This is a genomic window from Luteimonas sp. BLCC-B24 (genome assembly GCF_028550595.1).
In the GTDB taxonomy this organism is placed as follows: Bacteria; Pseudomonadota; Gammaproteobacteria; order Xanthomonadales; family Xanthomonadaceae; genus Luteimonas.
The window spans coordinates 28,945-47,027 of the sequence record NZ_JAQQGN010000005.1 but is presented as its reverse complement, the minus strand read 5'-3'; the positions used below and the strand labels follow the sequence as shown (position 1 = coordinate 47,027).

Here is an 18,083-nt window from a genome sequence, read left to right as displayed (position 1 = left end):
GGCGGCGGCTTTTTTGCTAGGCTAGCGCGCTTGTTTCAGCCTCCCTGACGGACGCCCCTTTCCGATGTTCAAGAAGTTCCGCGGCCTGTTTTCCAACGACCTGTCCATCGATCTGGGCACCGCCAACACCCTCATCTTCGTCCGCGGCCAGGGCATCGTGCTCAATGAGCCGTCGGTCGTGGCCGTGCGCCAGGACCGCAGCGCCGGGCAGAAGGTGGTCGCCGCCGTCGGCACCGAGGCCAAGCAGATGCTCGGTCGCACGCCCGGCAACATCACCACGCATCGCCCGATGAAGGACGGCGTCATCGCCGATTTCACCTACACCGAGGAGATGCTGAAGTACTTCATCAAGAAGGTGCACAAGTCGCGCTTCCTGCGGCCCAGCCCGCGCGTGCTGATCTGCGTGCCGGCCGGTTCCACCCAGGTGGAGAAGCGCGCGATCAAGGATTCGGCGCTGGAGGCGGGCGCGCGCGAGGTCTCGCTGATCGAGGAGCCCATGGCGGCCGCGATCGGCGCCGGCATGCCGGTCACCGAGGCGCGCGGGTCGATGGTCGTCGACATCGGCGGCGGCACCACGGAAGTGGCGGTCATCGCGCTCAACGGCATCGTCTACTCGCAGTCGGCCCGCATCGGCGGCGACCGCTTCGACGAGTCCATCATCAACTACGTGCGCCGCAACCACGGCATGCTGATCGGCGACGCCACGGCCGAGCGCATCAAGCTCGAGATCGGCTGCGCCTACCCGCAGGACCCGGTGATCGAGATCGAGGTCTCGGGCCGGCATCTGGCCGAGGGCGTGCCGAAGATCGTCTCGATCAGCTCGGCCGAGGTGCTCGATGCGCTGCGCGAGCCGCTGTCGGGCATCGTCGAAGCGGTGAAGCAGGCACTCGAACAGACTCCGCCGGAACTGTGCGCCGACGTCGCCGAGCGCGGCATCGTGCTCACCGGCGGCGGCGCGCTGCTGCGCGATCTCGACCGCCTGCTCAGCGAAGCCACCGGCCTGCACGTGCAGGTGGCCGAGGACCCGCTCACCTGCGTGGCCCGCGGCGGTGGCCGCGCGCTGGAGCTGCTGGACCTGCACGGCAACGAGTTCTTCGCCGCCGAGTGAGCCGGTTCGCGGAGATGGGGTGGTTCGTGGTCGATGAGGCGCCCGTCTAGCGTCGCGACCCGGTCGCCCAGGGCCGGCCCGCTTGGTACAGACACCGGCTTTTTCGAATCCCTACTCCCGAATCCCGAATCCCGGCTCTCCAGTGTCCTCCTCTGCCAGTTCTCCGCCCTCACGCCCCGGCGATGTCGCCGGCACGTTGCGGTTGCTGGCGTATCTGGCGCTCTCGTGCGTGATGCTGGTGATGGACCATCGCGGCAGCTGGCTGAGCGAGGTGCGCCACCAGGCCAGTGTGGCGGTGCAGCCGCTGTGGTGGCTGGCCGGCCTGCCGTCGCGGCTGGGCACGAGCATGCGCAACGACGCGGCCACCCGCAGCCAGCTGGCCGAGGACAACCGCCGCCTGCGCAATGAACTGCTGCTGCTCACCGCCGGCCAGGCGCGGCTGCGCGTGGAGGCCACCGAGAACGCGCGCCTGCGCCGGCTGCTCGGTGCGGTGGAGCAGGGCAATCTCGAGGTGCAGCTGGCGCCGATTCTCGACGTCGACCAGGACCCCACGCGTCAGCGCCTGCTGCTCGATGCCGGCAGCCGGAACGGCGTGCGCGAGGGCCAGGGCGTCATCGATGCCGGCGGCCTGCTGGGCCAGGTGATCGCGGTGACGCCGTCCACCGCCACCGTGCTGCTGCTGACCGATCTCGACCACGCCGTGCCGGTGATCGTCGCCCGCAACGGCGTGCGCCTGGTGGTCTACGGCAGCGGCCATCCCGACCGGCTCACGCTGCGCAGCGTGCCGCTGTCGGCCGATGTGGAGGTGGGCGACGTGCTGGTGACCTCGGGCCTGGGCGGGCGGTTCCCACCCGGATTTCCGGTCGGCACGATCGCGGAGCTGGCGCCCGACGACAGCCGCGCCTTCCTGACCGGACGGCTGACGCCGGCAGCGCAGGTCGATCGCGGACGCGACGTGCTGTTGCTGCGCGACGTGGTGGTGCCGGTGACCACGGCCGATCTCGAAGCCGCCGCCGCCGAGCGCGAGGCCGCCGAGCGAGCCGAAGCCGAGGCGGCGGCCGCCGCTGCCGGCGAACAGGCGGCGGACGACGCCGGCGAGCCCGGGGCCGTGCCGTCACCTGCCCCCGGAGCCGTGCCGACACCGGCGCCGGAGCCTGTGCGATGAGCCGTCGTCACAACCGCTGGCTGCTGCCGGCCAGCGTGCTGGTCGCCCTGCTGCTGGGCCTGTTGCCGCTGCCTGCCGAACTGCAGCCCTACCGCCCGTTCTGGCTGGCGCTGGTCGTCGCCTACTGGGTGATCGAAACGCCGGACCGCACCGGCCTCGGGTTCGCCTTCGGCGTCGGCGTGGTGGCCGATCTCGCTTTCGGCGGCCTGCTCGGCGAGCAGGCGCTGCGGCTGGTGGTGATGACCTTCATCCTGCAGCGCTTCCGCTCGCAGTTGCGGTTCTTCCCCGTGGCCCAGCAGGCGCTGGCGATCGGCGGCCTGCTGCTCAACGATCGCGTGGTCAGCGCGGCGATCCACCTGTCGCTCGGCGTGCCGCAGCTGCCGTGGACGTACTGGCTGGCGCCGCTGCTGGGCATGCTGCTGTGGGTGCCGCTGTTCCTGGTGATGGACGCGCTGCGCTTCGGGCGCCGGACCTGAGGCCGGCAGCCGGATGGCCAGACGCCGCCGACGCAGCGACATCCGCGACACCGCCGGCGAGGCGGCCGCGTTCCGCCAGCGTGCGCTGATCGGATTCGGTGTCGTGGTGGTCGCACTGGGCGTGCTCGCCGGCTGGTATTTCAAGCTGCAGGTCGTCGACCACGACATCTACGCCAAGCGCTCGGAAGCCAACCGCATCAAGCCGCGGCCGGTGGTGCCCGGGCGCGGGCTGATCCTCGATCGCAAGGGCCGCATCCTGGCCGAGAACGAGCAGGCCTACCGCCTCGACGTCACCCCCGAGGAGGCCGGCGACATCCGCCAGCTGCTGTCGGGCCTGGCGCGGATCATCGCGCTGTCGCCCGACGACATCGCCCGCTTCGACCGCGAACGCAAGGGCCAGCGCAGCTTCCGTGCGGTCACCCTGAAGCTGCGCCTGAGCGAGGACGAGATGGCACGCTTCGCGCTCGACCGTTGGCGCTTTCCGGGTGTCGAAGTGGTGCCGTACCTCAATCGGCACTACCCCTACGGCGACCTGTTCGCGCACGTGGTCGGTTACGTGGGGCGGACCGACCAGGGCGACGTGGACCGCTTCGGCGCCTCGCACCTGCTGTTTCCGCAAACCGGGCGCACGGGTCTGGAGCGCTACTACGACGAACTGCTGCGCGGAAAGATCGGCTACGAGCAGGTCGAAACCAACGTGGAAGGCCGCGCGCTGCGCCGGCTCGGTCTGCAGCCGGCGACCGCGGGCACCGATCTGCGCCTGAGCGTGGACGCCGACCTGCAGCAGGCGATGGTGCTCGCCTTCGGCGGCCTGCACGGCTCGGCGGTGGCGGTGGATCCGGCCACCGGCGACATTCTCGGCATGGTCAGCCTGCCGAGCTTCGACCCCAACCTGTTCGTCAACGGCATCTCGCACACCGACTACCGCCGGCTGATGGACGATCCGGCGCGGCCGCTGTTCAACCGCAACGTGCTCGGCGGCGGGCCGCCGGGGTCGACGATCAAGCCGCTGGTGGCGCTGGCCGGTGTCGACAGCGGCCTGCGCACGCCCGAATCGCGGGTGTTCTCGACCGGCGAGTTCTTCATCCCCGGCCAGCGCCGCGGCTATCGCGACGCCGCGCGCGGTGCGGGCTGGACCGATCTGCGCGACTCGATCGCGCGCTCGATCAACTATTACTACTACCAGCTCGCCTACGAGATGGGCATCGAGCGCTTCGACCAGTACATGGCGCGCTACGGGTTCGGCCAGCCGACCGGAATCGACCTGCTCGGCGAGACCGCCGGCATCGTGCCGTCGCCGCGTTTCAAGGCCACGCGCTCGCGTGAGCCCTGGTACGCCGGCGAGACCGTGATCGCCGGCATCGGCCAGGGCTACTGGATCGCCACCGCATTGCAGCTCGCGCGCGGCACCGCGGCGATCGCCAGCGGCGGCGACCTGCACACGCTGCATCTGGCCGCCGAACGGCGCGACGGCTTCGACGCGCCCTGGCGCGCGGTGGAGCGCCCGGCGCCGACGCGCATCACCGACAACCCCGCGCATCTGCGCGCGGTGCAGGAAGGCATGGTCAATACCATTCACGGCCGCGGCACCGGCACGCGTATGGCGATCGGCGCCGAGTACCGCATGGCCGGCAAGACCGGCACCGCGCAGCGCGTGAGCCGCCGCGGCAGCGTAAGCACCGATCCGCGCAATCTGCCCTACCACCTGCGCCACCAGGCGCTGTTCGTCGGCTACGCGCCGGCCGAGAATCCGACCATCGCGATCGCGGTGACGGTCGAGCACGGCGGCTACGGCGGCACCACCGCCGGCCCGATCGCTCGCAAGATCTTCGACGCCTGGCTGCTGGGCAAGATGCCGGAGGTCGAGATCGATCCGGTCACCGGCGCCCCGGCCGCCGTGGCCGCCGCCGGCCCGCAGGCCGTGCTGCGCCCCGACGTCTCCTTCGACGCCGTCGTCGACAGCGTGCGCGTGATGGCGCCGGCACGCCTGGGCCCCGGCAACGGCGGGGTGCCGCGTTGAAGACCATCCTGCGCTGGCTGCTCGACCTGTGGTTGCGCTTCGCGCGCACCATCGACTGGCCGCTGCTCGGCGCGCTGGTGGCGTTGATGGGCATCGGCCTGGCGGTGCTGCACAGCGCCAGCGGCAAGAACATGGCGATGGTGACCTCGCAGGCCAGCCGCTTCGTCGTCGGCCTGGGCGCGATGTGGGTGCTCTCGCGCATTCCCGCGGTGCAGCTGCGCCGGTTCACGCCGCTGGCCTACGCCGCCTCGCTGCTGCCGCTGGTCGCGGTGCTGTTTCTCGGCACCGGGCGCAGCGGGCAGCACTGGATCAACCTCGGCGTGTTCTACGTGCAGCCCGCGGAGCTGATGAAGCTCTCGCTGCCGATGATGGCCGCCTGGTGGCTGGGCCAGCGAGCCACGCCGCCGCGTCTGGACACCATCGCGGTCGCCGCCGCGATCATCGGCGTGCCCACCGGCCTGATCCTGCTGCAGCCGGACTTCGGCACCGCGGTGCTGGTGGCGTCGGGTGGCGTGTTCGCGCTGTATCTCGCGGGCCTGTCGTGGTGGTGGTTCATCGGCGGCGCGGCGTCGGTCGCACTGCTCGCGCCCGCGGCGTGGCTCTGGTACCTGCAGCCGTACCAGAAGGCACGGATCATGATGTTCCTCGATCCGGAGTCCGACCCGCTGGGCGAGGGCTGGAACATCATCCAGTCCAAGATCGCGATCGGCTCCGGCGGCTTCGCCGGGCAGGGCTGGGGCGACGGCTCGCAGTCGCATCTCAACTACGTGCCCGAACACACCACCGACTTCATCTTCGCCGTGCTCAGCGAGGAGTTCGGCTGGATCGGCGTGGCCGTCACGCTGGGGCTGTACCTGTTCGTCGTGGGCCGCTGCCTGTGGATCGCCAGCGAGGCGCGCGACGGCTTCTCGCGGCTGCTGGTGGGCAGTCTCGGGCTGGCCCTGTTCGTCTACGTCATCGTCAATGGCGGCATGATTTCCGGCCTGCTGCCGGTGGTCGGCGTGCCGATGCCGCTGCTGAGCTTCGGCGGGACCGCGGCCGTGTCGTTGCTCGCGGGCTTCGGTGTGGTGATGGCCATCCAGGCGAGCGCACGACGTCGACGCTGAGCGCCGTGCAACCGCGCACGCGTCGCAGGTGTTGGGCGCTGCGGCACGCATGCTACCCTCGCCGCCGATGAGCCGACGCCCGTTCCTACGACTAACCGTGGCCGCGCTGCCGCTCGCTTTGGCGGCCTGCGCGACTCCTGTCAATTCTTCCGACGTCCAGGTGGAGGACGCCCGCACGGTCCGTCCGCTGCCCGAGGCCGGGCGGCCCACCGATGCCCTGCTGCCTCCCGTGCCGCAGCCGCCCGAGCGCCCCGTGGCGCCCCAATCGGTCACCGACGCCTCGATTCCGCGCGCGCAGCGCGTCGAGAATTTCGTCGCCTACACCGCACAGACCTACGGTGTGGACCCGGCGCACATCCGGCGCGTGCTCGGCCAGGCCACGGTGCAGCAGCGCATCCTCGATGCGATCAGCCGTCCGGCCGAAGCCGTGCGGCCGTGGCGTGACTACCGCCCGATCTTCATCAACGATGCGCGCATCAACGGCGGCGTGGCGTTCTATCGCGAGCACCGCGCCGCGCTCGAGCGCGTGGCCGCCGAGACCGGCGTGCCGGCCGAGTACATCGTCGCGATCATCGGCGTGGAAACCAGCTACGGCCGCGTGACCGGCACCTGGAAGGTGCTCGATGCGCTGGTCACCCTGGCCTTCGACTATCCGCCGCGCGCGCCGTTCTTCGCCGGCGAACTGGCCCAGCTGTTCGCACTGGAAAAGGCCGAGCCGCAACTGCAGCTCACCGAGCTCAAGGGCAGCTATGCCGGCGCGATGGGCATGGGCCAGTTCATGCCGTCGAGCTACCGGCTGTGGGCGAAGGACGGCGACGGTGACGGCAGGCGCGACCTGCTGACCCACACGCCCGACGTCTTCGCATCGATCGCCAACTACTTCGTCGTCCACGGCTGGCAGCGCGGGGGACCGGTCGTCGCGCGCGCACAGCGCGCGGCCGATGCGGTCGACTTCAAGCCCGAAAACTGGGAGCCGGTGTATCCGCTGCAGGCGCTTGCCGCGCGCGGCTACACGCCGGTCCCGGGACAGCCGACCGCCGAGGGCGCCACGCTGCTGTCGCTCGACGGTGCCGCCGGCATGGAGTACTGGCTGGCCTATCGCAATTTCTACGTGATCACCCGCTACAACCGCTCGCCGATGTACTCGCTGTCGGTGCACCAGCTGGCCGAGGCGATCCGCGCGGGAGTGGGCCGTTGATCCGCTGGCTGCTGCCGCTGTGCGCGGTGGCAGTGCTCGCCGGATGTGCCGGTGCGCCGAAGAAGGCCGGGTCGACCGCGGGGGGCGGTGAGCGCGTGTCGGCGCCGCCGGCGGCCGGAACGCCGGCGCCCGGCCAGCGTCGCGTGTCGCCGTATGCCCCCGCGCAGGAAGATCCGAGCACCCGCGGTCACTACACGGCCGGCGGCCTGTATCGCCCCGGCGTGCCCGACAGCCTGCCCGACTACCTGCCCAACGTCGATCTGATTCCCGAGCCCGAGGTCGTCGACCTGCCGCGCTCGCCGATCGGCAATCGCAGTCCCTACCAGGTGCTGGGCAAGACCTATCACGTGCTCGACGACCACAGCGAGTTCGTCGAGACCGGCACCGCCTCGTACTACGGGGCGAAATTCCATGGGCGCCTGACCTCCAACCGCGAGGTCTACGACATGTATGCGTTCACCGCGGCGCACAAGTCGCTGCCGCTGCCGAGCTTCGCGCGGGTGACCAACCTCGACACCGGCGAGTCGGTGGTCGTGCGGGTCAACGACCGCGGCCCGTTCCACGAGGGCCGCGTCGTCGATCTGAGTTACGCGGCGGCGGTCAAGATCGGCATCCATCCCGCCGGCACCGGTCGGGTCGAGGTACGTGCCTTGAGCCCCGGCGAGAACGCACGCCAGACCTGGGACGCGGTCGCCGCGGCGCCCGCGGCCCCTCCCGCGCGACGCGCACGCACCTCGGGCACGCGGGCCGCGTCGCCCCCCGTGGCCGCGGCGCCGGCGCCCACTCCGGCCGGCAGCGCGATCGATGCCATTGTCGAGGCCCTGCCGATCGCCAGCGCGCGTGCCGGTGAGCGCCCCGCGCCGTCGCCGGCCCAGGCCAGCGCCGCGGACGGGCGTTTCAACATGTACCAGAACGGCCGGGTGATGACGGCCGATGATTTCGATGCCTGGCTCGCCGCCCGTGGGCTCAAGCTCGAGAACGGACGCCAGGTGCCGATCGATCCGGGCGCGTCGCCGGCGGCCGTTCCGCAGACCCCGGTCGCCGTGGCCGCCGCGGCGCCGGCCGCCGCGCCCGCGACCGGCAGCGTGACTCTGCAGGTGGCCGCTTTCGGTGCGCGCGCCAATGCCGAGCGCGCGCTCGCTACCCTGCGCGGCGCCGGCATCACGGCCGCCCAGTTGCACGACGGCTCCGCGGCCGGCAAGCCGGTCTGGCGTCTGCGCGTGGGACCGGTGGACGCCGCGCGCGTGGCCGAACTCTCGTCTCGCGTCGCCGGTCTGGGCTTCGGCGCCCCGACCGTCGTGCGCGACTGAACCTCGATATCCCGTCATTCGCCGGCCCGATCGGCCGGCCCTCCGGAGTGCTCTACCCGATGAACGTGTCTGTAGTCGTTTCGCGCATGCTGCTGGCCGCGGTGGCCGTCGCGACGGTGGGGATCGCCGTCGCCCAGGATCCCGCGCCGACGCCTCGCCCGGCGACCCCGACGCCCGCCGCCCAGGCCGGCGCCGCGCCCGCGCTCAGCGACGATCTGCCCACGCCACCGCCGCCGTCGGTCACCGGCACCGCCTGGCTGGTCATGGACTACGCCACCGGCCAGGTGCTGGCGGGCGACAATGTCGACGCGCGCGTCGAGCCGGCCAGCATCACCAAGGTGATGACGAGCTACGTCATCGCCGCCGAACTGGCCGCCGGCAAGATCACCGTCGACGACCAGGTGATGATGACCGAGAACGCCTGGCGCAAGGGCGGCGCCGGTACCGACGGCAGCTACAGCGGCTTCCCGGTCAACCAGACCGCGCGCCTGCTGGACATGGAAATCGGCATGGTGGTGCAGTCGGGCAACGACGCCGCGATCGCGCTGGCCGAGCACGTGGCCGGCAGCGAGGAGTCGTTCGCCCAGCTGATGAACGCCTATGCCAAGCGCATCGGCATGCAGAATTCCAACTTCACCAACGCCACCGGCCTGTCCGGCCCGGAGCACTATTCGACCGCGCGCGATCTGGCGATCCTCGGCCGCGCGATGGTGCGCGATTTTCCCGAGGAGTACGCGCACAACAAGATCCGCGAGTTCACCGTCGGCCCGATCACCCAGCACAACCGCAACCGGCTGTTGTGGCGCGACGACAGCGTCGACGGCATCAAGACCGGTCATCACTCCGGCGCCGGCTACTGCCTGATGGCCTCGGCGCTGCGCGGCGACCAGCGTCTGATCTCGGTGGTCATGGGGTCGACCAGCGAGGCGCAGCGCGCCACCGATTCGCTGGCGCTGCTGAACTGGGGTTTCCGCTTCTTCGAAACCCACGCCGTGTACGACGCCGACAAGGCGGTCTCCACCCAGCAGGTGTGGAAGGGCAAGACCAACGAGGTGCAGTTGGGCGTCGCCGAGCCGATGCTGGTGTCGATGCCGCGCGGCAAGTACGCACAGCTCAAGCCGTCGATGGACATTCCGCAGACCCTCGTCGCGCCGATCGAGAAGGGTCAGCAGATCGGCACCGTGCGCGTCGAGCTCGACGGCAAGGTCATCGCCGAACGGCCGCTGGTCGCGCTGGAGGCGGTGGAGGAGGCCGGCTTCTTCAAGCGGCTGTGGCACGAGTTCCTGATGTGGTGGAAGTCCTGACCGCCCGCGCGGCCCGTGCTGCACCCGGAGGCCGGCATTCGCCGGCCTCCGTCGTTTCCGCCCGCTTGGGTTCACGCGGCAACGCCCCGATAATCCGCCGATGGACATTTCTTCCGACAATCCCGAGCACGGCTTCCAGTTTCCCGGGGTCTTCGAGATCACCGCGATGGGGCCGGCCGGTGCCGGCCTCGAAGCCGAGATCCCGCGCCTGCTGGTCGCTGCCGGCCTCACCGTGCTGCACGAGACGGTCACCGCGCGCGGCTCCAGCACCGGCCGCTACGTGTCGATCAAGTTGAGTTTCAAGGCCGAATCGCGCGCGCAGTACGACGCGGCGCACGTCGCCCTGCGCGAACACCCCGAGGTCAAATGGACGCTGTAGGCGCCGTGCACGCAGCATGATCCGCCAGCTGCTCTACCGCAGCGGCCAGCTGTACGAATTCACCGCGGCCGACATGATCCGTCTGCTGCACCAGTCGCGTGCGCACAACGCGGGCTGCGATGTCGGCGGCGTGCTGCTCCTGCGCGACGGGCTGTTCATGCAGCTGCTCGAAGGGCCGGTGACCGCCGTCGAGGCGTTGTACTCGCGCATCGTCCAGGACCCGCGCCATTGCGGCGTGCAACTGGTCATCCGCCGCGAGCGGGCGACGCGGCTGTTGCCCGACTGGCGCATGGCCTGGGCCGAGGCGCCGCTCGGCGACGGGGCCCTGGCCTTCGTCGGCATCGAGACCGATCACGCCGCGCTGCGCGCGCTCGAGGGGGCGGGCGCCGATCCGGTGGCCGCCAGCCTGCGCGCATTCCTGGGCGGCGAGCCGGTCGACGCACACGGCGCCGGCGGCCTTCGCCTGGTGCACGCGCGATGAGCCTGGCGCCCGACATCCGCCCCGCGCACGTGCGCCGGCTCGGCCGTCAGCCCTATGTCCCGGTGTGGCGGGCGATGCAGCGCTTCACCGACGCGCGCGCTGCCGCGACGCCCGATGAGCTCTGGGTCGTCGAACACGATCCGGTGTTCACGCTGGGGCAGGCCGGCAAGCCCGAGCACGTGCTCGCGCCCGGCGACATCCCGGTGGTCCAGGTCGATCGCGGCGGTCAGGTGACCTACCACGGGCCGGGCCAGCTGGTGGTGTATCCGCTGCTGGATCTGCCGCGGCTGAAGATCGGCGTGCGCGACTACGTGTGCCGGATCGAGCAGGCGATCATCGACACCCTGGGCGACTGGAACATCGAGGCCGTGCGCCGCGACGGTGCGCCCGGTGTCTACGTCGCCGACGCCAAGATCGCCGCCCTCGGCATCCGCGTCCGCCGCGGCCGCAGCTTCCACGGCCTCGCGTTCAACGTCGCCATGGATCTCGAGCCGTTCCGGCGCATCAATCCCTGCGGCTATCAGGGCCTGCAGGTGGTGTCGCTGGGCGATCTGGGCGGTCCGTCCTCGCTCGAGGGTGTCGCGCCCCGGTTGCTCGATCACCTGGCCGCGCAGTTCGGACTCGCGCTCGTCGACGCGCCCGCACCGGTGCTCGCGCCGGCTGAATGACACGCAGCGTCTCCGGCGCCGGCAAGACAGTGCCGGACCGGGCGCCTACAATGACCCTCCGCCCGTCCCCTGGTGCGCCATGTCCCGACCCGCCGACAAATCGATTCCGCTGCAGGTGGTGGCCGCGCCGCCGCCGTCGTTGCAGGCCGGCGTCAAACAGGTGGCCGGCGACAAGATCGCGCGCTCGCCGGTGCAGTTCGCCGACGCGCCGGTGCTGCGCAAGCCCTCGTGGATCCGCGTGCGCATCCCGTCCAACGGCGCGGTCGCCGCGCTCAAGGCCAAGTTGCGCGAAAACCGCCTGGTCACGGTCTGCGAAGAGGCGAGCTGCCCGAACATCCACGAGTGCTTCGGCCACGGCACCGCGACGTTCATGATCCTGGGCGAGGTCTGCACCCGCCGCTGCTCGTTCTGTGACGTCGCCCACGGCCGGCCGAAGCCGCCCGACGCGCGCGAGCCGCTGAACCTCGCGAACACCATCGCCGACATGGGTCTGAAGTACGTGGTGATCACGTCGGTCGACCGCGACGACCTGCGCGACGGCGGTGCCCAGCATTTCGTCGACTGCATCCGCGAGACCCGCGCGCGGTCGCCGCACATCCGCATCGAGATCCTCACGCCCGACTTCCGCGGCAAGGGCCGCATGGAGCGCGCGCTGGAGATCCTCAAGTCCGATCCGCCCGACGTGTTCAACCACAACGTCGAGACGGTGCCGGACCTGTACCGCAACGTGCGCCCGGGTGCGGATTACCAGTGGTCGCTCGATCTGCTGAAGAAGTTCAAGGCGCAGCATCCGGACGTGCCGACCAAGTCTGGCATCATGCTCGGCCTCGGCGAGACGATGGAGCAGGTGCAGGGCACGCTGCGCGACCTGCGGGCGCACGACGTCGACATGGTGACGATCGGCCAGTACCTGCAGCCGAGCGCGCACCACCATCCGGTGCTGCGGTACTGGACGCCGGAGGAGTTCAAGGCCCTCGAGGACTACGGCATGGCGCTGGGATTCAGCCACGTCGCGTCCGGTCCGCTGGTGCGGTCGTCCTACCACGCCGACCAGCAGGCCATCGGGGCCGGCGTCGCCGCCTGAGGGCGGCCGCGACGCGGGCCGGCCGGTCGGCCGGATCGGCACGGTTCATACCCCGGCCCCGCCGCGCCCGTAGAGTCGGATGCGTGCGATCTGAAACTTTCGGCACTGTCATGCAGTCTGTTCACGCGACAGGCTCGATCGCATGTCGCATGATCACCGCAGCCGTTTTCCAGGATCCCGAATGAAAGCTTCCCGCGTCGTTTCCGCTTCCGTGATCGCCCTGGCGCTGGCCGTGCCGCTTGCCCTGATGGCGCGCCCGGACGCGATCACGGATGTGCCGGCGGCACCGAGCGCCGACCAGGTGGCCGCGTCCAAGCTGGTCTACGGCCTGCTGTCGGACAGCCGCTACGCGTACCGCCCGCGGGCGATGGACGCGACGATGTCGAGCGAGATCTTCGACAGTTATTTCGAGAACCTCGATGCGGGCAAGCTGTTCTTCACCCGCCAGGACGTGAGCCGCTTCGAGCCGCTGCGCTCGCGCATGGGCGTCGCGGTGCGCAATGGCGAGATCGCGCCGGCGCTGGAAATCTTCGCGCTCTACAAGACCCGCGTGGCCGAACGCACCCAGTACGCGCGCGACCTGCTCGGCCAGGACATCTTCGACTTCTCCGGAAACGACCGCTGGGAGTACGACCGCAAGGATGCCGAGTGGGCATCCGATCCGGCCGAGCTCGACGCGCTGTGGCGGCAGTCGGTGCGCAACGACTGGCTGCGCCTGCAGCTGGCCGGCAAGACGCCGGAGGACATCCGCAAGACGCTCGACCGGCGCTATCTCAACATGGGCAATACGGTCGCCTCGCTCAATGAAGAGGACGCGTTCAGCAGCTTCCTCAACGCGTATACCGGTGCCATCGATCCGCATACCGATTACTTCAATCCGCGTGCCGCGCGCCTGTTCAACCAGAACATGTCGCTGTCGCTGGAGGGGATCGGCGCGCAGTTGCAGAAGCAGGACGACGTGGTGGTGATCCGAGAGGTCATCGCCGGCGGCCCGGCGGCGCTGAGCAACCGCTTCAAGCCCGGCGACCGCATCGTCGGCGTCGGCCAGGGCACCAGCGGGCCGATGGAAGACGTGGTGGGCTGGCGCATCGACGACGTGGTCGAGAAGATCAAGGGCCCCAAGGACACCCAGGTGCGTCTCGACGTGGTGCCGGCCGAGGCCACGCTCGACAGCGAGCCGGTGCGCATCACGCTCACCCGCGCGCGCGTGCGCCTGGAAGAACAGGCCGCCAAGGCGCAGACGCTGACTCTGCCGGCCGACGAGGCGGGCGGACGCGAGAAGCAGATCGGCGTGATCAAGCTGCCGGCGTTCTACCAGGACTTCGAAGGCCGTCGCAGCCGTAACGGCGAATATGCCTCGGCCACCCGTGACGTCGCGCGCCTGCTCGAGGAGTTCAAGGCCAAGCGCGTGGACGGCGTGGTGCTGGATCTGCGCAACAACGGCGGCGGCTCGCTCAACGAGGCGGTCGAGCTGACCGGCCTCTTCATCGACCAGGGCCCGGTGGTGCAGGTGCGCGAATCCGGCGGCCGCGTCGGCGTGCAGGCCGATCGCGATCCGGGCGTGGCCTGGGACGGTCCGCTGGCCGTGCTGATCAACCGCGGCTCGGCATCGGCCTCGGAAATCGTCGCCGGCGCGATCCAGGATTACGGCCGGGGCCTGATCATCGGTGAGACCACCTTCGGCAAGGGCACCGTGCAGAATCTCGTCGACCTCGACCGCTGGCCCGCCAACGAGACCCAGCGCTACGGCCAGGTCAAGCTGACGATCGCGCAGTTCTTCCTGCCCGGCGGCAGCAGCACGCAGAACAAGGGCGTCGAGCCGGATATCCACTTCCCGGTGACCGTGGACGCGACCGAGTTCGGCGAAAGCACTTACGACAACGCGCTGCCGTGGACCCGCATCGCCGCGGTGCCGCATACGCAGTACGGCGATTTCTCCTCGCTGCTGCCGAAGCTGGAGGCCTCGCACGAGGCGCGGGTCGCCACCGACCGCGAGTTCGTGTGGTGGGCCGAGGACATCGCCGAGTTCCGCGCCGAGCGCGAGAAGAAGTACGTCTCGCTCAACGAGGCCGAGCGCCGCGCCGAGCGCGACCGCCAGGCCGAGCGGCGCCAGGCGCGTCAGGAAGAGCGTCGCGCGCTGGGACTCGAGCTCGATCCGCTGGCCGACGACTCCAGCGACGATGGACTGCAGGCCAGCGAGCGTGCGATCGCCCAGCAGAACCGGCTGGAGAAGGCCGCCGAAGAGCGCCCGGACCCGCTGCTGCGGGAATCGGCCGCCATCCTGGCCGACGCGGTGCGCCTGCTCAATGCGGATCGCCAGCTGTCGGCGACGGTGCTGCCGGTGTCGACCGCACCGGGACGCTGGGCACGCTGAAGCGAGCAGCCGTGTGACGTCGAAACCGCCGTGAGCGATCGCGGCGGTTTTTTCGTGCGCCATGCCCGCTCCCGCAGGAACGCCCTCGCGCGCTCCGGCGGGCCCCGCGTGCGCCAGGGTGCGTTTCAGCCGAGGTCCGCGGGCGCTCCTGCGGTGCGGGGCACGGCGTCGGACGCAGTCGATCGCGTGTGCAACGCCCATCGATCCCGTCGCTTCGATGCGCGCCGAGCCCCGACGTCCTCCTCGCAGGGGCGCGCGCTCCCACGGATGGCGCATGTCCGGTCCCCTCGCGCGTGCGCGCGTCCACCGGCGGGCCGTCGTTCGCAGGGAACGGTCTCCATGTCCGGCGCGCGCGGCGGCGCCGCGACCCCGCCCGTCGCCATCCCGCTGCAACACCACCGTTCCAGCCGTGCAACAGGGCGCAGGCGTAGAATTCCGCTCCCGCGTGCGCGGGTGTCTCGTCTTCCCCCGGAATCCCCATGAGCGTCGCGCCGGTGTCCCGTTCCGCCTCGGTTCTGTCCATCGCGCTGGCGCTGGGGGCGGTCTATCTCGTCTGGGGGTCGACGTATCTGGCGATCCGCTTCGCGCTCGAGGGCGGGTATCCGCCACTGTTGATGGCGGGCGCGCGCTTCGTGGTGGCCGGCGGCCTGATGTATGCGGCGCTGCGCCTGCGCGGTGTGCCCGCACCCACACGCGCGCAATGGCCCACGCTGCTGGCGATGGGCGTGCTGCTGCTGGGCCTGGGCAACGGCATGGTCTGCATCGCCGAGCAGAGCGTGTCCTCGGGCCTGGCCGCCGTGGCGGTCGCCTCGGCGCCGATCTGGATCGCGCTGTTCTCGGCGATGCGCGGCGACCGGCCTTCGAGGATCGAATGGGCGGGCCTGGCCATCGGCTTCGTCGGGGTGCTGTGGCTCAACGCCGGCAGCTCGCTGACCGGCACGCCGGTGGGCCTGGTCGCACTGCTGATCGCGCCGCTGGCCTGGGCGTTCGGCTCGGTGTGGAGCCGGGGCCGTGATCTGCCGTCGCCGTTCATGGCCGCGGCGGCGCAGATGCTGGCCGGCGGAGTGATCATTCTCGCCGCGGGGCTGCTGATCGGTGAGCGCTTCCATGCGTGGCCGACGCTCAAGGGCGCGCTGTCGCTGGCCTATCTGACCTCGTTCGGTTCGATCATCGGCTTCACCGCCTATGTCTGGCTGCTGCACAACGTGCGCCCGACGCTGGCCGGCAGCTACGCCTACGTCAATCCGGCGATCGCGGTGCTGCTCGGGGCATGGCTGGCGGCCGAGCGCTTCCACGTCAACGATCTCGGCGCGATGGCGGTGATCCTGCTCGCGGTGGTCGCGATCACGCTCGGCCGCGCACGCGCCAGGAAAGCTGCACCGACGCCCGCGGCAGCGGTCGCCGGAGAGGAGGCGTGATCGACGCTGCGCAGAGCCGCCGCGGGCTGTGGATCGCGGTCGCCGCGTTCGTCATCTGGGGTCTGATGCCGCTGTACTGGCATCTGCTGCGGCATGTGCCGTCGCTGCAGATCGTGCTGCACCGCTCGATCTGGTGCGCGATCCTGGTGGCGGCCTTTCTCACCCTCCGCCAGGGCCGCGGCTGGCTGCGCGAGATCCTCGCCCAGCCGCGTCTGGCCGGCATGCTGGCGATGTCGGGCGTGCTGATCGCGGCGAACTGGAGCCTCTACGTCTGGGCCGTCAACAGTGGACACGTGGTCGAGGCCAGCCTGGGCTACTTCATCAATCCGCTGCTCAATGTGGTGATCGGCGTGCTGTTCCTGCGTGAGCGGCTTTCGCCGCCACAGTGGATCGCCGTCGTGCTGGCCGGCTGCGGCGTGCTGTGGCTGACCTTCAACTACGGCAGCTTTCCGTGGATCGCGCTGTGCCTGGCGACCTCGTTCGCGTTGTACGGCCTGATCCGCAAGTTCGCGGCCGTCGAAGCGGTGCAGGGACTCGGCGTCGAGAACCTGTTCGTGTTCGGCCCGGCGGTGCTGGCGCTGGTCTGGTTCGAGAGCCAGGGGGGCGGCGGGTTTTTCTCGCTGCGCTGGGGCGGCGTCACCGATCTGTTGCTGGTGATGGGCGGGGCGCTGACCGCGATTCCGCTGATCTGTTTCGCCTACGCGGTGCGGCGCGTGCCGCTGACCACGATCGGCCTGCTGCAGTACATCGGGCCGACGCTGCAGCTGCTGCTGGGCGTGTTCTTCTTCGGTGAGGCCTTCGGCGTGGACCGCGCGGCGGGCTTCGGTTTCATCTGGGCCGGGCTGGTGGTGTTCGCGGTCGACGGCTATCTGCAGTCGCGTCGCCGGATCGTCGCGCAGCAGGCCTGAGGCCGGCGCCCTCAGCCGGCGGCCACCCGTGCCGTGGTGGGACAGGCCGGCGCGCCGAACCAGTCGATCACCGACGGCGCCAGGCGCTCGAGCTGCATCGGCAGGCTGAGATGATCCTCGCCGGCCAGTTCGAGATAGCGCGCCTCCGGCACCGCCGCCGCCAGGGCGCGGCCGTGGGCCACCGGCACGTGGCGGTCGGCGCTGCCGTGCACCAGCAGGACGCAGGCCGGAGTGCCGGCCAGGGCGGCGCCCACGTCCACCTGGTCCAGCGGCAGGTCCAGCGTTTCGCCTGCGCGGACCACGGCGGCATCCACCACCTGCGCATCGATGCGCCAGCGCAGCCAGGTGCGGGTGAGCCGGGCGGTCCATGCGCCGCCGGTTTCGTCGAGCATGTGCGGCACCATGGCGCGGATCGCCGCGCCGGCGTTGTCGAAGGATTCCAGCGCGACGATGCGCGCGGCGCCCAGGCGCGGATCGGCCGAGGCGAACAGCGCCGTCGCGGCGCCGTACGACACCCCGAACACATGCAGCGGCCCGGTGATCTCGCCGCGTGCGCGCAGTGCGGCCACGACATCGACGACGTCGTGTGCTTCCCGCGTGCCGTAGCCGGACGGCCCCCGGCCGGAGTGGCCGTGATTGCGCAGGTCGATCGCGACGGTGCGATAGCCGGCCTGGCCCAGTGCCAGCGACCACGGCAGCAGTGAGCCGCCGTCCATCATCCAGCCGTGCAGCAGCAGGACCGTGCCGCGCGGCGCCGGCGCAGGAACGGTGGGCGTGTCGAAATCCAGGTCGAACGCGATGCCGTGCGGATCGTCGGCCGGGCGCGACCAGGTGTACCGCATGCGGTAGTCGCCGGGATCGAGCGCGCGCCAGAACAGCCGCACGCCGGCCGAGGTCGTCACGTGGCCGCTGCGCGCGGGCAGGCGCGCGTAGGCGGCTTCGATGCGATCCACCGGCAGCAACGGCGACGCGCCCGACGGCGCGACCAGGTGCGCGGCCAGCGTGTTGGGCAGCCCGGGCCACGAGGAAAAACCGGCCAGCAGCAGGCAGAGAAGGGCGAGGGCGGCGAGGCGGCGCATGGGCG

The 18,083-nt window shown here is 70.7% G+C and carries 15 protein-coding genes and 1 pseudogene; 15 read left to right on the top strand and 1 reads right to left on the bottom strand.

Translation table 11 applies throughout. The annotated features are described in order from the left end of the window. The first annotated feature begins 64 nt into the window (after positions 1–64). The 15 genes and pseudogenes from PQS31_RS11300 to rarD all read left to right on the top strand — a co-directional run bounded on the left by PQS31_RS11300 (position 65) and on the right by rarD (position 16,999). Complete coding sequence (locus PQS31_RS11300) at positions 65–1,108, top strand: rod shape-determining protein (protein ID WP_272762831.1); 1,044 nt, start codon at positions 65–67, stop codon at positions 1,106–1,108. Between the two features lie 142 nt (positions 1,109–1,250). Then, positions 1,251–2,078: pseudogene (gene mreC, locus PQS31_RS11295) on the top strand (rod shape-determining protein MreC); the annotation flags it as partial. Between the two features lie 191 nt (positions 2,079–2,269). Then, positions 2,270–2,749: a rod shape-determining protein MreD gene (mreD, locus tag PQS31_RS11290; RefSeq protein WP_272762830.1), complete on the top strand. Its 480-nt coding sequence runs from the start codon at positions 2,270–2,272 to the stop codon at positions 2,747–2,749. Between the two features lie 13 nt (positions 2,750–2,762). Next, a complete protein-coding gene (mrdA, locus tag PQS31_RS11285; RefSeq protein ID WP_336314349.1) occupies positions 2,763–4,769 on the top strand; it encodes a penicillin-binding protein 2 in 2,007 nt (668 codons plus the stop codon). Beyond that, positions 4,766–5,875, top strand: coding sequence for a rod shape-determining protein RodA (gene rodA, locus PQS31_RS11280; protein ID WP_272762829.1), 1,110 nt, complete (start codon positions 4,766–4,768; stop codon positions 5,873–5,875). The genes mrdA and rodA overlap by 4 nt, the downstream gene beginning before the upstream one ends. Before the next feature lie 67 nt (positions 5,876–5,942). Continuing rightward, the gene (mltB, locus tag PQS31_RS11275) at positions 5,943–7,073 is read left to right on the top strand and encodes a lytic murein transglycosylase B (RefSeq protein WP_272762828.1); all 1,131 of its coding nucleotides are present in this window, start codon (positions 5,943–5,945) and stop codon (positions 7,071–7,073) included. After that, entirely contained in the window at positions 7,070–8,383 is a 1,314-nt protein-coding gene (locus PQS31_RS11270; protein WP_272762827.1) for a septal ring lytic transglycosylase RlpA family protein, read from the top strand. Before mltB ends, PQS31_RS11270 begins: the two co-directional genes overlap by 4 nt. 86 nt (positions 8,384–8,469) lie before the next feature. Next, complete coding sequence (locus tag PQS31_RS11265) at positions 8,470–9,687, top strand: D-alanyl-D-alanine carboxypeptidase family protein (protein WP_272763043.1); 1,218 nt, start codon at positions 8,470–8,472, stop codon at positions 9,685–9,687. 100 nt (positions 9,688–9,787) lie between these two features. After that, positions 9,788–10,066 (top strand): DUF493 family protein, encoded by a 279-nt coding sequence (locus PQS31_RS11260; RefSeq protein ID WP_272762826.1) that lies wholly within the window; start codon positions 9,788–9,790, stop codon positions 10,064–10,066. A gap of 16 nt (positions 10,067–10,082) precedes the next feature. Further along, positions 10,083–10,547, top strand: coding sequence for a BLUF domain-containing protein (locus PQS31_RS11255; RefSeq protein WP_272762825.1), 465 nt, complete (start codon positions 10,083–10,085; stop codon positions 10,545–10,547). After that, on the top strand, positions 10,544–11,215 hold the full coding sequence (gene lipB / locus PQS31_RS11250) for a lipoyl(octanoyl) transferase LipB (RefSeq protein WP_272762824.1): 672 nt from the start codon (positions 10,544–10,546) through the stop codon (positions 11,213–11,215). The genes PQS31_RS11255 and lipB overlap by 4 nt, the downstream gene beginning before the upstream one ends. Before the next feature lie 79 nt (positions 11,216–11,294). Further along, a complete protein-coding gene (gene lipA / locus PQS31_RS11245) occupies positions 11,295–12,299 on the top strand; it encodes a lipoyl synthase (RefSeq protein ID WP_272762823.1) in 1,005 nt (334 codons plus the stop codon). A 181-nt stretch (positions 12,300–12,480) separates the two neighbouring features. Then, complete coding sequence (locus PQS31_RS11240; RefSeq protein WP_272762822.1) at positions 12,481–14,673, top strand: carboxy terminal-processing peptidase; 2,193 nt, start codon at positions 12,481–12,483, stop codon at positions 14,671–14,673. A 479-nt stretch (positions 14,674–15,152) separates the two neighbouring features. Continuing rightward, positions 15,153–16,091 (top strand): drug/metabolite exporter YedA, encoded by a 939-nt coding sequence (gene yedA, locus PQS31_RS11235; RefSeq protein ID WP_272762821.1) that lies wholly within the window; start codon positions 15,153–15,155, stop codon positions 16,089–16,091. Further along, positions 16,088–16,999 (top strand): EamA family transporter RarD, encoded by a 912-nt coding sequence (rarD, locus tag PQS31_RS11230; protein WP_272762820.1) that lies wholly within the window; start codon positions 16,088–16,090, stop codon positions 16,997–16,999. The genes yedA and rarD overlap by 4 nt, the downstream gene beginning before the upstream one ends. Positions 17,000–17,010: 11 nt before the next feature. Here the strand turns inward: rarD and PQS31_RS11225 are convergent, their stop codons facing one another. Further along, positions 17,011–18,078, bottom strand: a complete 1,068-nt coding sequence (locus PQS31_RS11225) for an alpha/beta fold hydrolase (RefSeq protein ID WP_272762819.1) — start codon at positions 18,076–18,078, stop codon at positions 17,011–17,013. Positions 18,079–18,083 lie beyond the last annotated feature (5 nt).